The following is an 18,284-nucleotide window of genomic DNA, read 5'->3' on the forward strand; positions in this document are numbered from 1 at the left end:
ATTTTTTGCCAAGTCGCGTAGTTGCTTTTTATATCTACTTACGAGATTAGCTGCTTGTGCGTAGTTTACTCTTCTACCTGAGTGTTTAGCAAGTTGCTAATCGTACGATGATAGCGCTGCTGCTGACGACCAAGTGTCTGCCTGTCGGCCACGATAATGGCTTTTAGCTCAGCTAAGGCTACATCAAAATTATCATTGATCACTACATAGTCAGCATTCACGTATTGTGCCATTTCGGTGACCGCGCCAGCTAGACGGCGCTCTATAACTTCTACAGAATCCTGCGCGCGGGTTGAGAGACGTTGACGTAATGTCGCAATGCTAGGTGGTAGAATAAAAACCATAATGGCATCGGGAAAGATATTTCTGATTTGCGTCGCGCCTTGCCAGTCAATCTCCAAAATAACGTCGATACCCGCCGCTAGCTGGGTACGGACACTTTCCTCTGACGTGCCATAATAATTACCAAATACTTCAGCATGCTCTAGAAATAGACCCGCATTGATACCATTGGTAAAACTATCAGTATCCGTGAAATGATAGTGCTGACCATCAATCTCGCCTGGACGCGGTGCGCGAGTGGTGTGAGAGACGCTGACAGTCAAGTCATTGGTGGTAGCAAGCAATTGCTTAACCAGTGAGGTCTTGCCAGTACCTGAAGCGGCGGTAACAATGAATAATGAACCTGTCATACAATTTATCCTAATAGAAAGTGTCTTAGTAACTTGTAAAATGTATCGTAATAAATGCGTGTTGATAAAAAGTTAAGCAGTGCCTCAGTCAAAAACAAAGACTGGAAAAAATAAAAAACGCCATCATGTATGGCGATAGAAATTATAATAGATGCATTATTATAAACTGCTTTTATACAAGTTAAAGCTGGTTTTGCAATATGTTATAAGCATGCTGAGATTTGCCTATAAAATATTGCTATGAGTAGACAGCTATTTTAGAGAGCGACAAAAGCAAATTATGCTAAAGTAGAGCATTGATTTCGCCGCAACTTTTGAATAAAGAATTCAAAAATACGTTTTAACTATAAATTATCCAATGATAGGCCTTTTTATGCAAATTTATCTTGCCAATCCCCGTGGATTTTGTGCTGGCGTGGACCGTGCAATTGCGATTGTTAATGAAGCATTGACACGTTTCGAGCCGCCCATTTATGTCCGTCATGAAGTTGTGCATAATAAGTTTGTGGTGTCAGACTTGGCCAATCGTGGTGCGGTGTTCGTTGAAGAGCTTCATGAAGTACCAGACGGCTCTATCGTTATTTTCTCCGCTCATGGGGTCTCCAAAGCAGTTGAAGATGAGGCTGAGCGCCGAGATTTGACAGTGTTTGATGCAACATGCCCGTTGGTGACTAAAGTACATATCGAAGTGGCAAAGTTTGCGCAAGATGGGATGGATGCGGTGTTGATAGGACATGCAGGACACCCAGAAGTCGAAGGCACTATGGGGCGTTTCAATCGTCGCCATGGTGGGCAGATTCATCTGGTCGAAGATGAAGGTGATGTGGCCGCATTGACTGTACAAGACGCCGAACGCTTGGCATTTGTGACTCAGACAACTTTGTCGATGGATGATACTGCGCGCGTCATCGATGCACTGCGTGAAAAATTTCCTAGTATCCAAGGTCCTCGCAAAGACGACATTTGCTATGCCACTCAAAACCGCCAAGATGCGGTCAAAGATTTGGCCAGTCGCTGTGAAGTGGTCTTGGTAGTTGGTTCGCCAAACTCGTCAAACTCCAATCGTTTGCGTGAGCTGGCTGAGCGTATGAATTGCCGAGCTTATCTCATCGATAATGCCAATGAGATGGATAAGCGTTGGTTAGATGGCGTGCAGAGTATAGGCGTGACCGCTGGTGCATCCGCTCCCGAAGTGTTGATCCAAGAAGTATTGCAACAGCTGCAAGACTGGGGTGGCGATCTACCTAGTGAACTATCTGGTATTGAAGAAAATGTAACGTTTAGTCTGCCGAAAGCGTTGCGGATACCTGTTACTCAGGTTGGTAAGTAACTAATATTCGTGTTTGTATTTATATTTGTATGAACCATCATTGATATGGATAAGGTCGCATGAAAGAACCAAAAGCCAGATTTGTATTGGCAGAGGCCACGCTCGCTGAAGTCAACAAGCAACTAAAACTCAATATGCTAGTGATGGCAGCAGTAGTTTTTGTATTGTTTATGAATATCATGAAGTTTATGGCAGAAAAAAGCTTTTTCTACGCGATGCTCGCAGTAGTCATGATTTTTTTATTGTTTTTCTTACAAAAAGCTCGCCGTATTCTCACGCTAAGAAAACAAGAGCTTATCCATAAATAGAAAGTACAAGCATAAATAAAAAATACAGATGAAAGTGCTAAATATAGGATAGCTATGACTGCTTATTACAAATTTATTAAACGAGAGCTACAAGAAGACGGTGTCAGTGTGGCGCATTATCAGCCAACCAAGCATGCTCAAGGTGCTTGGAATGAGCATGAGCAGCACATGGCGCCAGCAACAGGCCTACTGACAGCTGAGATCAATAGCTTTGCGCCGCAGCCTAATACCCGTATCGCACGTGTGAGCCTTGATATCTTGGGGTTAATACCGCTTGACGATTTTACTATTACTACGCGCTGTATCCGACCGGGCAAGACTATTGAGCTGGTCGAAGCGGTCATGAGTAGCCGTGGCCGCGATGCTATCATTGCAAGAGCATGGCGACTTATTACTCAAGATACCAGTGAGATTGCTGGACTTGAAGATCAACCAGCAAAATACAAACCTGAAGAACTACCAGTTTGGGAAGGTATGAAAGGCTGGCCGGGCGGCTTTATCGAAAGCGTACGTCTAGTAGCGACAGAAGACCGTCGTGCTGGTCGCGGTATGGTATGGATTACCAATGATCTCGACATGATTGAAGGCGAGCCGACTGATGACTTGGTGCATCTGTTAGGTATGGTCGATACTGCCAATGGTGTTGTACCAAGATTGGGTCTTGGTTTATCTAAGTTAGAATGGATGTTTCCCAATACTGATTTGCAAATCCATATGCATCGTTCGCCAAAAGGTCGCTGGCTCGGTATTGAGGCTGTACAACAATATGGCGACGACGGTATCGGACTAACAAGTGCGGTATTGCACGATATACATGGGCCTTTTGGTCGTAGTGAGCAAATTCTTACTATTCGTCCGATGCCACGTTAAAAGGCTAAGAGTCAGTCATTTTATAGTTTTGAAAAATGAAATGATACGTTGTAATCAATTAATTATACAAATGATATAGAAATGGTTTTAATAGTAGCTAACAAGACAATATTACTAAAAAGATAATATTACTAACAAGCCGATGTTAATCGACATAGAGGTTACTATGAAAACCCATACTCAATTTTCAAAAAAGCTGACGACTCTCTGGGATATATTGATAGAAGCATATTCAGAATAGTTGCTGTTGTTTGCGCTTTGATTGCTATATCAGAAAATGACTGAGCAAATAAATAACTGATACCAGAACACCGCCTTGGTAAACAAGCGCGGTGTTTTTTAGTGAATAGGGCTTTTGAGCTTGAATTTTTTCTCAATGCCCCTATTAGTATAGACAGTTTAACGGTATTGCATACGGCAGGTTCTCTAACATTATGAGAGCGGCTTTAGTGAGTATATCGTTATCTGATAATAGGTCTTTCATAGAATTTAAAGGAGTTTTTATGAGTGAAGCAACTCAAGCTGAAGGTCTGAATCCAGAATTAAAAAAACATACGTTTGAAGCGGAAGTGGCGCAGTTGCTGCATTTGGTCACGCATTCACTATATTCTAACGCTGATATTTTTGTCCGCGAGTTGGTATCTAATGCGTCGGATGCTTGTGATAAGTTGCGTTTTGAAGGCACAAATGATGATAGCCTTTATGAAGATGATGGCGAATTAAAAATCCGCATCGCTGTCGATGAAGCCGCCAAAACTATTACCTTTACCGACAATGGTATTGGTATGAACGAAGCCGATGCAATCGAAAACTTAGGTACGATTGCTAAATCAGGCACCAAAGCATTTTTGGATAAATTGTCTGAATCACAAAAACAAGATGGTCAATTGATTGGTCAATTCGGTGTTGGTTTTTACTCAGGTTTTATTGTGGCCGATACCATCAGTGTTGAATCACGTAAAGCGGGCGAGACTGCGGATAAAGGCGTGCGCTGGGTATCAGATGGTACTGGTAGCTTTACTGTTGAGCCTATTACCAAAGACACGCGCGGTACAGCGATTACTTTGCATCTAAAAGAAGAATATAGCGAGGGCGAAGATAACTACTTAGATCGCAGCAAAATCAAGCGCTTGGTTAATAAATACTCTGACCATATCAGTTTGCCGATTCAGATGCGTAAAGAGATCTGGCAAGAAGATGTAAAAGAAGACGAGAACGACGACACGCCTGCTGGTGGCCAGATGGTACTCACTGATGAGTGGGAAACAATCAACAAAGCCAGTGCACTGTGGACTCGCTCAAGCTCTGAAATTGAAGATGATGAGTATGTTGATTTTTATAAGAATATCTCTTATGACATGGATGCGCCGCTTACTTGGACGCATAACCGTGTAGAGGGTCGCGTACAGTATACGCAGCTATTATATATCCCTAAAAAAGCGCCAGTTGATCTATACACTCGTGAGCAGCAGCATGGTCTAAAGCTTTATGTGAAGCGCGTCTTTATCATGGACGAAGCTGAGCAATTGCTACCGATGTATTTGCGTTTTGTGAAAGGTGTGATTGATTCAGCAGACTTGCCATTAAACGTGAGCCGTGAGCTACTACAAGAGTCACGTGATGTAAAATCTATCCGTGATGGTAACGCTCGCCGTATCTTAACCTTACTCGCAAGCCTTGCGAATAGCGAAGACAGTGACAAGCAAGAGAAATTTGCCCAATTCTATGCAGAGTTCGGTGATGTCATCAAAGAAGGTTTAGGCGAAGACGCAGGCAATCAAGAACGTATTGCCAAGTTATTGCGTTATGCCACCAGCACCCAAGACGGTTTGGTAACAAGCTTCGAAGATTATAAAGGCCGTATGAAAGATGGCCAAAAAGCCATCTACTACCTCACCGCTGATAACCTAGCCGCTGCGAAAAACAGCCCGCAACTTGAGCTATTCAAGAAAAAAGGCATCGAAGTTATCTTGATGACCAGTCGTGTTGATGAATGGGCAATGAACTTCTTGACCTCATTCGATGAGACACCGCTGCAAAACATCGCGAAAGGCGCAGTAGATTTAGGCGACTTGCAAGATGAAGCAGAAAAAGCAGAAGCAGAGAAAGCACAAGAAACGCTAAAGCCAGTAGTTGATAAGCTAAAAGCTGCGTTGGGCGAACGTGCTAAAGACGTCAAAGTATCGACGCGTTTAGTCGATAGTCCAGCTTGCTTGGTTGTAGGTGAAGGTGAGTTATCGCCACAAATGATTCAGATGCTACAGCAAATGGGTCAGGACGTACCAGCAAGTAAGCCAACGCTAGAAGTAAACCCTGATCATCCACTCATCAAGAAGCTTGAGAGTAGTGAGCAATTCGATGATTTGGCACAAGTGATCTTTGATCAAGCATTATTGGCAGATGGCGGTCAGCTAGACGATCCAGCCGCTTACCTAAAGCGCGTCAATGAGCTATTGATGAGATAATGTTTAGTAATGAGTAAAAAAGGGAGGCTTTATATAAGAGGCCTCCTTTTTTATTTGAATTTTTGGCAAAATTTGAGTGAATTTTACAAATCAGCCTTATCCTCTTAACCGACAATCCGTTACAATCGCGATAGATTAGCGAGCTAAAATATTAAGCAGTGCTGGTCATCTTCTATAATCACTCCATCGTGAATTCAATATAAATCGATGTCTGCACGCTGTACAAAAAATCGTCAATTGATTGCACCGCGCGGCTGTTACATTAAGATAATTATCATTGAGTCATTTTATTTTTCTCGACTGGCTAGAGGTCTAAGTCTTTGTCACTTACGTCGTTAAAAACCGTCTCGCTTCAGCGTTTTTCGCTCAATTTCGCTGCCAATATTATTGCAACCTTGTGGATGCTAGTGGGCTCAACACGGGCTTTTTCTTGGGTTAAACCCACTTTTGTACAGTTTGCTGTATTTGCACTATTGGCGCTTGGTAGTAATGTCTTATTTTCATGGTTAGCTGCTGAAAGCGGCAGCATATTTAATGAGCAAGGATTGGTCAGTTATTTGATCTGGCCGATGATTATTTTGCTTGGTGGCATCATTTTGGCTCGGCGAGCGAGCAACCAAGCATTGGTATTTGTACCAGTAGTATTGTGGTTGGTCGCTGATACATTATCAGCCCTATTGCAGAGCTTAGTGCAGTTTTTTGGTAGCTATGGTTGGTTGCCAGATTGGAGTTATTCGTTCTTACCAGTACTGTTTTTAGTATTGTTCTTATGGCAGACGCTAGCGTTACTTTGGATTTTTTCCCGACGTCTGCGTATACCATGGTGGGAGCGAATCATTGTATTGGTCGGCGCGGTAGCGTTGCTGACTATCTGGCAGCGTAATGTCGCTGATCAGCCAATTTTTAAGCAAATACCTGTAGAGCCTGTACTAGAAGAGGCGGCACTGTATCAGCAGCCACGTTTATTACAGCAAGCATTGGATAGTATAGACCCGAGTATCGATGGCAAAACCGACTGGTACTTTATGGGAGTCGCAGGATTCTCTGATCAAAACGTCTTTCGCTCTGAGATTAATAAAGTGCGCGAGCTGTTTGATGTGCGCTTTGGTACCAGCGGGCATTCACTATCGCTGATTAATAATACTTATAGCTGGCTAGATGAGCCAATCGCTACTAAGACCAGCATTTTGCGCGGCCTAAAGAAAATCGGTCAGCAGATGAATGCTGATGAAGATGTGTTGTTCCTGACGTTGTCTTCACATGGTAATCAGGATATCGTCCAGTTGGCAAATCCGCCGCTTGCGATGGATAATTTAGATGCCACCTGGTTGCGTGAGGCGCTAGACGCATCTGGTATCCGCTGGCGTGTGATCGTGGTGTCTGCCTGCTACTCAGGTTCGTTTATTGACGAATTGGCATCGCCAACCACGGTAGTGATTACTGCATCAGCTGCTGACAAAGCATCGTTTGGCTGCACCAACACAGCTGAGATGACCTATTTTGGCCAAGCGTTTTTTGCTGAAAGCCTACGAGGGAATACCAGTTTTGAGTCGGCTTTTAAGGATGCCAGTATACGGGTCAATGAGCGTGAGAGCGCAATGGGCTTTGAGCCATCAGAGCCGCAAATGGTCATTGGTAGCTTAATGGAGACGGCATTGCCTGCGTTTGAGCAAGTATTGTTTGATAAGGCGCGCCCATCAGTTGCTAGTATTACAAATAATGCAGCTTCTACAACGGTTAATATTTTACCTGACAGCGCTACTAATCTGTCGGTAGACGAAGTAGAGATAGCCACTGAATAAATACAAAATATGATTTAGCATTTATTAAAAAATATCGTCATTGGTTCTATTTTGAATAAAAGGATATCACTCATGCAAAATTCCTATAGTCATAGTTTATCTACCAATAAGCAGCTTACCCAAAAAAGCGTGAATCGCTGTTTTAATGGTGAGCAGCATTATTATAGTCACGAGTCGACATCTACCAAAACCTCTATGACGTTTAGTATTTATCTACCTGATGAAGCCTTGGCTGGACGACGTTGTCCTGCGATATTGTACCTATCAGGTTTGACGTGTAATGCCGATAATGTCACCCATAAGGCGCATTTTCAGCAAAAATGTAGCGAGCTTGGTATGATACTTATCGCACCTGATACTTCGCCTAGAAGTAGTGAAGACAGCGATGTACCAAATGACGATCGCTATTTTGTCGGTCAAGGTGCAAGCTATTATGTTGACGCGACCCAAGCGCCGTGGTCAGACAATTTTAATATGCAAAGCTATATTGTCGATGAGTTATATGACTTACTACGTTCAGAGTTTCCTATTCACAGCATCGGTGTCACAGGACACTCAATGGGTGGTCATGGTGCGCTGTTGCTAGGATTCAAGTTCCCAAGTAAGTTTGTCAGCGTATCGGCTTTATCGCCAGTATGTGCGGCAAGTGAGTCTGCATGGGGGCAAGCCGCTTACACAGAGTACTTCGGTGATGATAAGTCTCTATGGGCACAAGCCGATGCTTCACAGATGATTGAAAAGGTCGGTCAGCAGTATTCGAGCATTTTGGTTGATCAAGGCGCAGCTGATAATTTTTTAGCAGAAGGCCAGCTACAGACCTCTAAACTACAAGACGCTTGTGTAAAAGCCGAACAGCCCTTAACATTACGCTATCAAGCGGGGCATGACCACAGCTATTATTTTATCCAAACAGTGATTAATGATCATATCGAACATCATTGGCATATGGCTCAAATGAGCTAAAATATCTTTCAGATGACCGTAATACATTTTTCGCTATCCCATTCATGCTCAACAGGTGATTTTTATGGCAAGTTATCAAGATTTGACAGCTTCTAATTCAAAGAATAAGTCAGCAGATACGAGCTCTACAAAAGCGACTATGCAAGCTGATATGGATGCTGCTCTACAAAAGAAACAACGTAACATTGATTATAGTGATGAAGTGTCTCAAGTTAAGTCAGACGAACTGATTGTAAAAACCGTCAACGACGCTGGCGATAGAGTACTTGATGATGTGCAAATATCTCGTGTGATAGAGATGGCATGGGAAGATAGAACGCCATTTGGTGCTATAGAGCATAGCTATGGTCTCGATGAGACTGGGGTCATCAAACTCATGCGCCAAGAGCTAAAGCCGTCGTCTTTTCGCTTATGGCGTCAGAGAGTGAGCAATCGTGCTACCAAACATGAGGCAAAGCGCTCCTTTGAAGTTGGCCGTGCTTATTGCAAAACCCAATACAAGCAGCGTTAAATAATTAAGTATTTAACATCAGTACATAAAGGGCTTGCAGTATAGGTGAGCCGATTAGAATTTCCTTTTTAATTTATCAATATCTTATATAAACGTGAATTAGGTAGCTCAATTATGAACAGTCCTGCTAAACCTTATCTTATTGCACCGTCGATACTCTCAGCTGATTTCGCGCGGTTGGGCGAAGAAGTGGAGAAGGTACTAGAGTCGGGTGCCGATGTGATTCATTTTGATGTAATGGATAACCATTACGTACCCAATTTGACGTTTGGTAGCATGATTTGTAAGGCATTGCGTGACTATGGTGTTGAAGCGCCAATTGATGTACATCTGATGGTTTCACCTGTCGATAGTATGATTGAGCAGTTTTTGGAAGCGGGTGCTAGTATCATTACCTTCCATCCAGAAGCCAGCGCTCATATCGATCGCTCACTTCAACTGATCAAAGATGGCGGTGCAGAGTGTGGCTTGGTATTGAACCCAGCGACCCCGCTGCATTATCTTGATTATGTTATGGATAAAGTAGATCAGATTTTATTAATGAGTGTGAACCCGGGCTATGGTGGACAGTCGTTTATCGATAGTACTTTGGATAAAGTCCGTCAGGTGCGTCAGCGTATCATTACTAGTGGTCGAGATATTCGATTGGAAGTTGATGGCGGTATCAAAGCCAGTAATATACGTGCGATTGCTGAAGCGGGCGCTGATATGTTTGTCGCGGGTTCTGCGATTTTTAATCAAGAAGATTATAAAGCGGCTATCGATGAGATGCGCGCAGAGTTGCTATTAGCCAACAACAGCTAGCAAGTGTTATATGGTTAATAAACGTTATTAGCCATGCCATAATAATATTAGAATGTGCTGTATAACTTATGACTATATAGTTAATCCTCTATAAAAGAGCTACAGCGTTAACCGCGCCTGAAGTATCACGTATACATCTGCACTCAGTTGCCTTGTATCTCTTTTAAATTGAACCAACTCTATATAACGGTCAATCACGTAAAGGTGAAATATGGACACAAACAATTCTAGCAGTTCAACAGAGCCTTCTGAGCAAGCAAGTTCTCATGAAGCGTTGAATCAGCAAGCTAGGCAAGCACTTGAAAGTGAAACATCGCAGCGCAGTTTGGTGCCTAGAGGTATTACCATTGGCCTAGCAATGTTTGCACTGGTACTTAGTTTGGCAGGTTATGGCTTTCGCCTGATGGTAGGTGATGATGTTGAAACAGTGCTGCGTCATGCTGCGGTCATTGTGCCTGCATTTATGCTAGGCATTCCGCTGTTCTTTTGGGTAGGCTCTCGCATACTTAATAAAGTCAAGGGTCTACATATTGAAACTTGGAATGCCATTAGTTTGGGTTATTTGACCTCTTGTGTATCGATGCTATGGCTAATGGGTACTTATAGCTAAGTTATATCGCTGTAAGTATAAGGCTTCTTCGCGTCTATATTGTTTATTCACGCCTATACAGTGTCGTAATATTTTATATTTTTAATTATTAAGCCATGTTCTACAAGCATGACTGGAATTTTATATGAGAATCGTACCAGCCAGTATTGCTAAAATTATCTATCCTAAAGACTTACCAAATGGCTTATTTACCAGCTTAATTATCGCTTGTTTGTTAATGGGGTTGGCGTCATTACGTCACGGAACCGATTTACAAGGTTGGCTAAATGTCATTGAGAATTGGCTGCTTATGCTGCTGATATTGCCCACTGCGACGGCCACCGTTGCCCTACCATTTAAGTATCGTGATCCTAGCCTTGAGTTAAAGCTGGTTTATTATCTTGGAATGTTTGTGGCCTTCTTATTTACATTAGGGAAGTTACGTTATTGGCACTAATATATACAAACGACATGGCATTCAAGTTTGCTTTTATAGCGAAGACTTATGTGACAGCCCTTGAATTTCAATGTTAAAGCGTCCATTGTATGAGTAAGACAGATTTACCCGCGTTACTGTTGTAAGACGATAGATTTGCCGAATGAGTTTATTTTTAAGAAATGACTGCTTTGCAATGATTAGTTTCTCTACCAGTACTAAACGGGATAATAAGGAACACATTAATGCCATACGATATCGATAATGATATAGAAGTAGATAACGAGAATAGCGATCAGTTTGCAGGATTTGCCAAAGAAACCACGTTAGAGTTGGTGGAAACAGATGATGGTAGGTTGTTATTACGTGATGCTGAACAAGACGAAGCACCGCTGATGACTATCGATTTTTCTGACAAGCTAAAAGAACTACTTGGTAGCGATACTCAAGCGATTGGTCAACACATGATTCATGCCGCGATTCAGGTCATTATGCAAAAGCAAATGAGCAAGTGGCATGCGCATGTATATGATAAAGAACCAACGCACTACAGTTGATTTTTAGTGTATTAGCGAGCTGAAGCTAGCTAAATATACAAGCATAAAAAAAGGGTTTATCAATTGATAAACCCTTTTTTTGTTCAAATAATACCATTTATAAAATGGAGATTATTTGATTTTAGCTTCTTTAAAGATTACATGCTGGCGTACTTTTGGATCAAACTTTTTGATTTCCATTTTGCCAGGCATAGTGCGCTTGTTTTTAGTAGTGGTGTAGTAATACCCAGTACCAGCTGTTGATACTAATTTAATTTTATCTCTCATGATAGCTTTCCTGTAAATGAGGGGTCTTCAAACGATAGGTACGTGTCTCAAAGAATGAGTTGCCACAACTAATGTAGCAAAACAGCAGCTTAAATGATGAGAGTCATCACTCAGCTACTATTTTTAACTTAAACTTTTTGACCTTGTGCGCGTAGATCCGCTAACACTTTATCGATACCAAGTTTGTCAATGATGCGCATACCTTTGGTAGACACACGTAGACGTACAAAGCGGTTTTCAGACTCTACCCAAAAACGATGGTTGTGAAGGTTTGGTAGAAAGCGACGACGGGTTTTGTTGTTTGCATGCGAAACATTATTACCCACCATAGGGCGCTTTCCAGTCACTTGGCAAACTCGAGACATGGCGAACTCCTAATCTATGAGGTATGAGTTTTTCTCATACCAGTCTGGGCAAGTTGCACGTTTTTGCGGCATGGACACAGCAAGCGGCAGCTTTGCACCAAACAAAACTATATGAAGGTTGAGCTGGTTTTGCTGCTATCTAAAGGCAAATAACAGGCTGACCAATTCAGAAAATTTTAAAGCCGACATTTATACCATAAAACAGATGAATACTCAAATATTTTTACAATAACTGTCGAATTAAAGGAGGGCTATTATACCCTGAAATGAGCGCTCTATGTTGTTGATTGTTTAATAGTAAAGATTAATTTTTAGTTGTAAGTTATAACAAAAGTCAGTAAAGTTGCTGTTATATATTTAATACAATCTGTTAATACACCAGTATTACTGTAAATCTATGTATCATTACCAATCTCTTCTGATTCTGGGTAATGATTTTTTGCTTATTTGCTCAGATAAATTACTGCTCATGCGGAGTCAAAACATGTCATACAGTTCTCTACCCCTTACTTCTAAGTTGTTTCAGCTCACTTCTTTGACTTGCGCATTAGCATTAGCAGGTTGTGGTGGAGGCGGTGATGGTGACACCGTAGACTCTGTTGCACCAGCACCTGATTTAGGAGTTACGCAGCCTGGAACAGATGGTAGTGACGGCGGTGAACAAGTACCAGATGTTGAGGCTGATTTCTTTTTACAAAAACTTAGCACAGCGCCTACCATTATCGAGCTATCTGACGAGCAGGCAATTTTTACGGTTACTGTAAAGGCAGCTGAAGTAAGCTCAGGTGGTGCGATGGTTGGCAAAGCAGTGACATTAAAGGTAGTGAGCTCCGAAACCAACGGTATCACTATCGAAGGTCAAAGCACTCAAGTGACTGATAGCGATGGTAATGCAGTATATACGTTAAAGCTTAACCCACAAGCAGTCGCAGACAAAGAGGCATTAATCGCAAACGGCTTTACCTTAATGGCCACTGCTAATAAAGCAGATGGTACAGCTGTTGCACCGCAAGAGTTGAAAGTCTCAGTTAGTAGAGAAGGTAGTGGTGATGGCACTCAAGTTGTTGAAAGTAAACTGAGCGTTACTCAAAGTCTTGATACGAGCTCTGTCTCTAATAATAAACTGAACCCTTATGGCGATACGGCAGTTATAAGTGTACAGCTGAAAAATGAAAAAGGTGCACTGGTTCCTGATGTCGAGGTCGGTCTCGGTCTGGATCAGACAGACGGTGTCTCTGTCGACGCTGCTAGTCAAACAACTGATTCGAAAGGCATCGCTACTTTTAATCTCAAGATCGATAGTAACTTGCCTGAAGCGACACGTAATAAACTGCTACAAGGTATCGTTTATGCTATCAATATCAAAGAAAGCAGTGGAGCTACTAAGCTTGTATCTGGCAAGTTAGTTGTTGCATTACCTGTTCAAGACTACGATCTAAAAGTTTCAGGAAACTCAACGCAGCTTAGTGCTTATGGGGATACACAACAGCTGACTATCACTGCTTCACCTAAAAATACGAATGTGTCTACCCAGATTGCTGGTGCAAAGGCAACAATCAAGCTAAATAATGCTCCTAAAGGGGTCAGTCTAGCGAGTGAACAGTTGACATTAGATACTAATGGTCAAGCGACTGTGGCATTAACTATATCGCCAACATTGAGCGCCACTGAACGTCAAGAGCTTGCAGAAAAAGGTATTAGCTATACTATTTTACTCACAGAACCAAACCGTTTTACGTCAACAGCAAGTCCTTCTAGCGTAGTCATTGTTCCAACTGCGGAATACAAAATAAACTTTAATGAAAGCAATAAGAAAGAGCTATCAAGCTCAGGTGGCAGTGCAGTCATTAGTTTCCGCGTCAATGATAGCCGCGGAGGTGTAGTGGAAGGACAAAAAGTAATAGCAAGTTTACCAGCAAGTCTGGCTGCTGCAGGTCTACTAACCTTAGAAAATAACTCAGAACAAACTACTAATGCTAAAGGTGAAGTTAGCTATACAGTACGAGTGCCTAATAATTTAACTGAGTCACAAAAAGCACAAATCGAAAAGGCAGGTAGTTTTGTATTGTCTGCAAATATAACAGAAGCATCAGGAGTGCCAAGCACTACCAGTAGTGAAAGTATTGGTATCGGCTCCGACATTGGACAAAGCGATATTACATTGACTGCGCAAAGTGTACCTGCAGTCGCGAGTGTCTTAGATGAAGAGTTCAAATTACAAATTTTAGGTAAGCGTAAAGATGGCAGTGCTGCAGTCGGTCGTACAGTTAAGCTTGTCATCAATGAAGGATTTGCTACAGGTATTACTATTCAAGGTAACGAACAAACCACAAACAGCAGTGGTGTGGCAGAGTTTACAGTTCGTATCAGTCAAAACCTAACACAAGCACAGCGTGACCAACTAATAAAAGCAGGTATTGCCTACACAGCAGTACTGACTGATGAAGATGGTACTCAATCCAAAATTATTCAGACAGTAAAAGTTGAGCAGCCAGTAACCAGCATTCAGTTTGCCTCTATCACAACTCCAGAGATTAGTGAGTTGGGCGGTAGCGGCAACATCGGTGTGAAATTAACCACTAAAGCGAGTAGTGCTCAGCCAGTCAGAGACAAAGCGGTTACTATCCAGCTAGGTGCAAAAGCATTAGAGTACGGTGTCATAGCCACTCAAACTACAGCGACTACAGATTTTAATGGTGAGGCAATTTTTGCTATTAATGTACCTGAAGGTTTGACAGCGATACAACGAGCAGACTTAAAGAACATTGGTATCAATTATCAGCTAACTTATGCTGAAAACAATGTTTCTTATAAGTCAGAAATACAGAAAGTAAAAATCACTACGCCTAGCGTTAGTTTAAGTATCTTGAATGCCACTAATAATATTGATAATCAAGCAGGATATATCTTAAATAATGTAGGTAGTACTGCTACTATCCAAGCACAGTTAAATAATCAGTCATCTGGTGAGCAAGTCGTCAATCAAACAGTGAAATTGGTATTCAATAACCCTGAACTAGCAAGTCTGTTAATAGTAAATGGTCAGCTTGGGTCATCAAATATTACTGCTAGCACAGATATTAATGGTTTGGTTAGCTTTAACGTTGTAGTTCCAAACAACTTAAGTGATGAACAAAAAGAAGCGCTCAGCAAACAAGTATTGACAGCTACTCTGACTGAGACCCTGACTGGTAAACAACAACAGGTTAAAGTCAAGATCCAGTCTATGACAGCAGCTATTTCTTTACTCGCTAATCCAATAAATGCTTTAAACCTAAATGGCGGCGAAACACAGGTTGAAGTAATAGCCAAAGATAGTAAAGGTAATGTGGTTACTGGTCAGAAAGTGTTTCTTGCACTGCCAGCATCTGTTGCTAGTAAAGGAGTTACTTTGGTTTCAGGCGGCAGTCAAACGACTGATGATTCAGGCAAGGCTGTGTTTACTCTGGCAGTACCAAACAATTTGACCGATGATCAAAAGACTGCAATAGGTAAAAACTTTGTTATAGCACTATCCGCAGCTGATAGTAGCGGCAATATTGTGACACAGACAAGTACTATTGAGACAATGATTCCAGACCCTAATGGTACATCTGAAAGCCTTGCCATCGGTGCAAATAAAGTCGTCAATACCAAAGGAGATACATTCAAGGTCTTTGTACGAGTTGCTAATAATATTAAAGGCAATGCTAACAACGACGACAAGGCTATAGGTATTGCCAATCGTAAAGTTGAACTATATGTTGACGATTTTCTACAAACTGGCGTAACTATTAGCAATAACATTGTTACAACTAATGGCGATGGCGTGGCAACTTTTGACCTTACATTGGAAAATGGTGCTAGTGTTAATCAAGCAGTTCTGGAAGAGAATGGTATTCAATTAACAGCGAAAACAACAACAGCAGAAAATGTCGAGCTAGAGCAAAAATACACCGTCGCAGTAGATACGTCTACAATTGAGAGTTACCAGCTAATCGCGTCATCTGATAAGCCAACATTGACTACAGGTGGCGACCAGACCCAAGCTTCATTCATCGTAACAGATAATAACGGCGGTATTCTCACAGGTGTGCCAGTACAGTTAAGCATCGAAAACCTAGAGTCAAGCGGAGCAGCGTTGACCACATCGAGCACAGTTGTAAGCGATAGTAGTGGTCGGGTTGATGTGGGTGTATTGTTAGCAGCTAATAGTATCAATGCTCGCCTTAATCATAGTGTCGTGATTAATGCCAAAATCGTCACGCCGCAATATGATGCTAACGGTACTGTCAATATGCAGGTGCGTGAACAAAAGTCTCTGAGCTTATCTGCAATTGGCACAACACTCACCCTTACAGCGTCTGAGAAAAATCTCAAAGATAATAGTACAACCACCCTGTCTTCTACTTTAACTGATGGGACGGGACTTGCGATTGCAAATGCTAAAGTAGAGCTCATTGATACTGACGGCAACCTTATTGCTAATGATGCAACCGCTACCACCGATTCAGAAGGTAAAGCTAGCTTTACTGTCAACGAAAGTGATTTGAGCTTTGATAGCAATGGTAATTTACGTGTCTTTGTGAGAGCAGTGGGTGAGCGAGATTTGACCACTCAGCGTAGTACCAGTAGCATTGATTTGGTCAAGGTATCGCAAGCAGGTATTAGCTTCATCGATATTGAAGATTCTTACGATGTCAATGTTGCTCAGAATATTAATATACAGATTCGCACTAACTCCGCAGCTGAAGCGAATGCCCTTATTGGTAAGCTTTTAGAAGTACAAACAACGATTGGAACGTTTGCGAACAATGATGTTATCTCGACTCAAGCGATAACGGCTGCCAATATTCAAGGTAATATTATTACAGTTCCAGTCGTACTAAACTCTCCGCTTGCTGGTACAGCAGTATTACAAGCGACAGTACTTGGTGAGATTAGTAACGGTCAGCTCAAATATCAAACAACCGTGGACACGCGTTTTAGAGCAACTACGCCAGCTAAGATACTGTTCCAAGCGGTAAGATCAGTTATCACACCAGGTAGTAGTACGGAGCTTGTCGCAACCGTCAAAGATAAAAATGATGTACCAGTCGAAGGGCAGACAGTCGTCTTTAGCCGTGCTTCTGACTCTTCAGCAGGAAGACTGTCTGCTGCAACTGCTATCACTGATAGCAAAGGTCAAGCACGTGTAGTGTATTTGGCAAACGCCAGCTCACCGATTAATGGTGTTACACTCAATGCTCGACTATTGAATGACCCTAATAATATTGGTAGCAAGTCCACCAATATTACCGTATCAAAAGATGCTGTTTATACAACATTGACGTTTGCTAATAAAATATCTTCTGATGACATCTACTACACAGTTAATGGCTCAATATCGGTTATGGATGGCTCAGGACAGGCCGTGGCCAACAAAGAGGTATCTATCAAATCTTACGCAGTAGAGTATGCACAAGGTCGCGTGTGTCTACTAGATAGTAGTACTTCATATCAAGGAGCTAACACAGTAGACGGAGAAGGCAATATCAATACGCCAGAACCTAAAACGTTCTCTGAAAAATCTATCGTATTATTACAATCTAATTGGATTACGAGTGAAGATAGCCCAGAATATAACTACATCTTGGATAATGATGATGATGTAAATAACAATGGTGTACTGGATACCATTAACCCAGTTGCTATTATTGGTGGCACATTTGCTGAAGATGGTTATTCGTTTGTCACTGATGCAGATGGACGTGCTGATTTCCAAGTTCGCTATCCTATCCGTTATTCAAACTGGGTAAAAGTAAGGTTCGATGCATCAACTTTCCTAAATGGTAGTGAAAATACTCAAAGCTTGAACTATTCGCTACCATACTTGGATGGTGACTTGGTTATCGCTGGTGATACCTTATTTAGCCCTTGGATCGCAGATGCTAGCCCGTTTGGTCCAGGTAACGCAACTTGTGTGAATAGCTTGAGTGTTAATATCGATGCCGAAAAAGATACTACGAAAGTGATACTGTCACCGTATCAGCAAAGCTATGCAGTATCGATCAATGGTGTCAGTCCAAATGCACAATCGCAAGGTTACAACAGCTTTATTGTAGACTTTAATCAAGCGTTTGAATTAGGTGCTACGTTAGGCGTCGTGAGTAATGGAGCAGGTTTTACCAGAACTATAAAAGTCGAATAACATTGCCAAATACTGAAAAATAATATTTTAAAACCCCTGACCACATGTCGGGGGTTTTTGCTTTATTATTCTAAACAACTGAATCACCTTAAATAACCAAAAACAACCAACTCGCTCAGCAAAGTATTGCAAAAAAGATTAAAATAACCGGTTTAC

At 41.8% G+C, this 18,284-nt stretch carries 15 protein-coding genes; 12 read left to right on the forward strand and 3 right to left on the reverse strand.

All coding sequences use genetic code 11. The annotated features are described in order from the left end of the window. Nucleotides 1-65: 65 nt before the first annotated feature. Nucleotides 66-692 carry a guanylate kinase gene (gene gmk / locus ABFV72_RS06815; RefSeq protein WP_102091897.1) on the reverse strand — a complete coding sequence of 209 codons (627 nt, stop codon included), beginning with the start codon at nucleotides 690-692 and terminating at the stop codon, nucleotides 66-68. A gap of 373 nt (nucleotides 693-1,065) precedes the next feature. Between gmk and ispH the strand changes: the two genes are divergently transcribed. The 11 genes from ispH (at nucleotide 1,066) to ABFV72_RS06870 (ending at nucleotide 11,327) form a co-directional block, all read left to right on the forward strand. Then, a complete protein-coding gene (gene ispH, locus ABFV72_RS06820; protein ID WP_347162923.1) occupies nucleotides 1,066-2,022 on the forward strand; it encodes a 4-hydroxy-3-methylbut-2-enyl diphosphate reductase in 957 nt (318 codons plus the stop codon). A 59-nt stretch (nucleotides 2,023-2,081) separates the two neighbouring features. Then, nucleotides 2,082-2,330: a hypothetical protein gene (locus ABFV72_RS06825; RefSeq protein ID WP_347162924.1), complete on the forward strand. Its 249-nt coding sequence runs from the start codon at nucleotides 2,082-2,084 to the stop codon at nucleotides 2,328-2,330. Nucleotides 2,331-2,384: 54 nt separating this feature from the next. Further along, nucleotides 2,385-3,200, forward strand: a complete 816-nt coding sequence (locus ABFV72_RS06830) for a thioesterase family protein (protein ID WP_347162925.1) — start codon at nucleotides 2,385-2,387, stop codon at nucleotides 3,198-3,200. A gap of 503 nt (nucleotides 3,201-3,703) precedes the next feature. Beyond that, a complete protein-coding gene (gene htpG / locus ABFV72_RS06835; RefSeq protein WP_347162926.1) occupies nucleotides 3,704-5,665 on the forward strand; it encodes a molecular chaperone HtpG in 1,962 nt (653 codons plus the stop codon). 320 nt (nucleotides 5,666-5,985) lie between these two features. Beyond that, the gene (locus ABFV72_RS06840; protein WP_347162927.1) at nucleotides 5,986-7,467 is read left to right on the forward strand and encodes a C13 family peptidase; all 1,482 of its coding nucleotides are present in this window, start codon (nucleotides 5,986-5,988) and stop codon (nucleotides 7,465-7,467) included. Between the two features lie 72 nt (nucleotides 7,468-7,539). After that, a complete protein-coding gene (fghA, locus tag ABFV72_RS06845; protein ID WP_347162928.1) occupies nucleotides 7,540-8,430 on the forward strand; it encodes an S-formylglutathione hydrolase in 891 nt (296 codons plus the stop codon). A gap of 229 nt (nucleotides 8,431-8,659) precedes the next feature. Continuing rightward, a complete protein-coding gene (locus ABFV72_RS06850; protein WP_347163060.1) occupies nucleotides 8,660-8,941 on the forward strand; it encodes a TIGR03643 family protein in 282 nt (93 codons plus the stop codon). 114 nt (nucleotides 8,942-9,055) lie between these two features. Further along, on the forward strand, nucleotides 9,056-9,745 hold the full coding sequence (gene rpe, locus ABFV72_RS06855) for a ribulose-phosphate 3-epimerase (RefSeq protein WP_057761380.1): 690 nt from the start codon (nucleotides 9,056-9,058) through the stop codon (nucleotides 9,743-9,745). Between the two features lie 211 nt (nucleotides 9,746-9,956). Beyond that, on the forward strand, nucleotides 9,957-10,355 hold the full coding sequence (locus ABFV72_RS06860) for a hypothetical protein (RefSeq protein WP_347162929.1): 399 nt from the start codon (nucleotides 9,957-9,959) through the stop codon (nucleotides 10,353-10,355). 124 nt (nucleotides 10,356-10,479) lie between these two features. Then, complete coding sequence (locus ABFV72_RS06865) at nucleotides 10,480-10,791, forward strand: hypothetical protein (protein ID WP_057761376.1); 312 nt, start codon at nucleotides 10,480-10,482, stop codon at nucleotides 10,789-10,791. 224 nt (nucleotides 10,792-11,015) lie between these two features. Beyond that, the gene (locus ABFV72_RS06870) at nucleotides 11,016-11,327 is read left to right on the forward strand and encodes a hypothetical protein (RefSeq protein ID WP_347162930.1); all 312 of its coding nucleotides are present in this window, start codon (nucleotides 11,016-11,018) and stop codon (nucleotides 11,325-11,327) included. 111 nt (nucleotides 11,328-11,438) lie between these two features. Here ABFV72_RS06870 and rpmG read toward each other — a convergent pair whose 3' ends face one another. Further along, complete coding sequence (gene rpmG, locus ABFV72_RS06875) at nucleotides 11,439-11,594, reverse strand: 50S ribosomal protein L33 (protein WP_010201403.1); 156 nt, start codon at nucleotides 11,592-11,594, stop codon at nucleotides 11,439-11,441. 128 nt (nucleotides 11,595-11,722) lie between these two features. Further along, entirely contained in the window at nucleotides 11,723-11,959 is a 237-nt protein-coding gene (gene rpmB, locus ABFV72_RS06880) for a 50S ribosomal protein L28 (protein ID WP_057761372.1), read from the reverse strand. A gap of 484 nt (nucleotides 11,960-12,443) precedes the next feature. Here rpmB and ABFV72_RS06885 point away from each other — a divergent pair, with 484 nt between their 5' ends. After that, complete coding sequence (locus tag ABFV72_RS06885; RefSeq protein WP_347162931.1) at nucleotides 12,444-18,128, forward strand: hypothetical protein; 5,685 nt, start codon at nucleotides 12,444-12,446, stop codon at nucleotides 18,126-18,128. Nucleotides 18,129-18,284 lie beyond the last annotated feature (156 nt).

It is taken from the genome of Psychrobacter proteolyticus (assembly GCF_039762275.1).
Classification (GTDB): Bacteria; Pseudomonadota; Gammaproteobacteria; order Pseudomonadales; family Moraxellaceae; genus Psychrobacter; species Psychrobacter proteolyticus_C.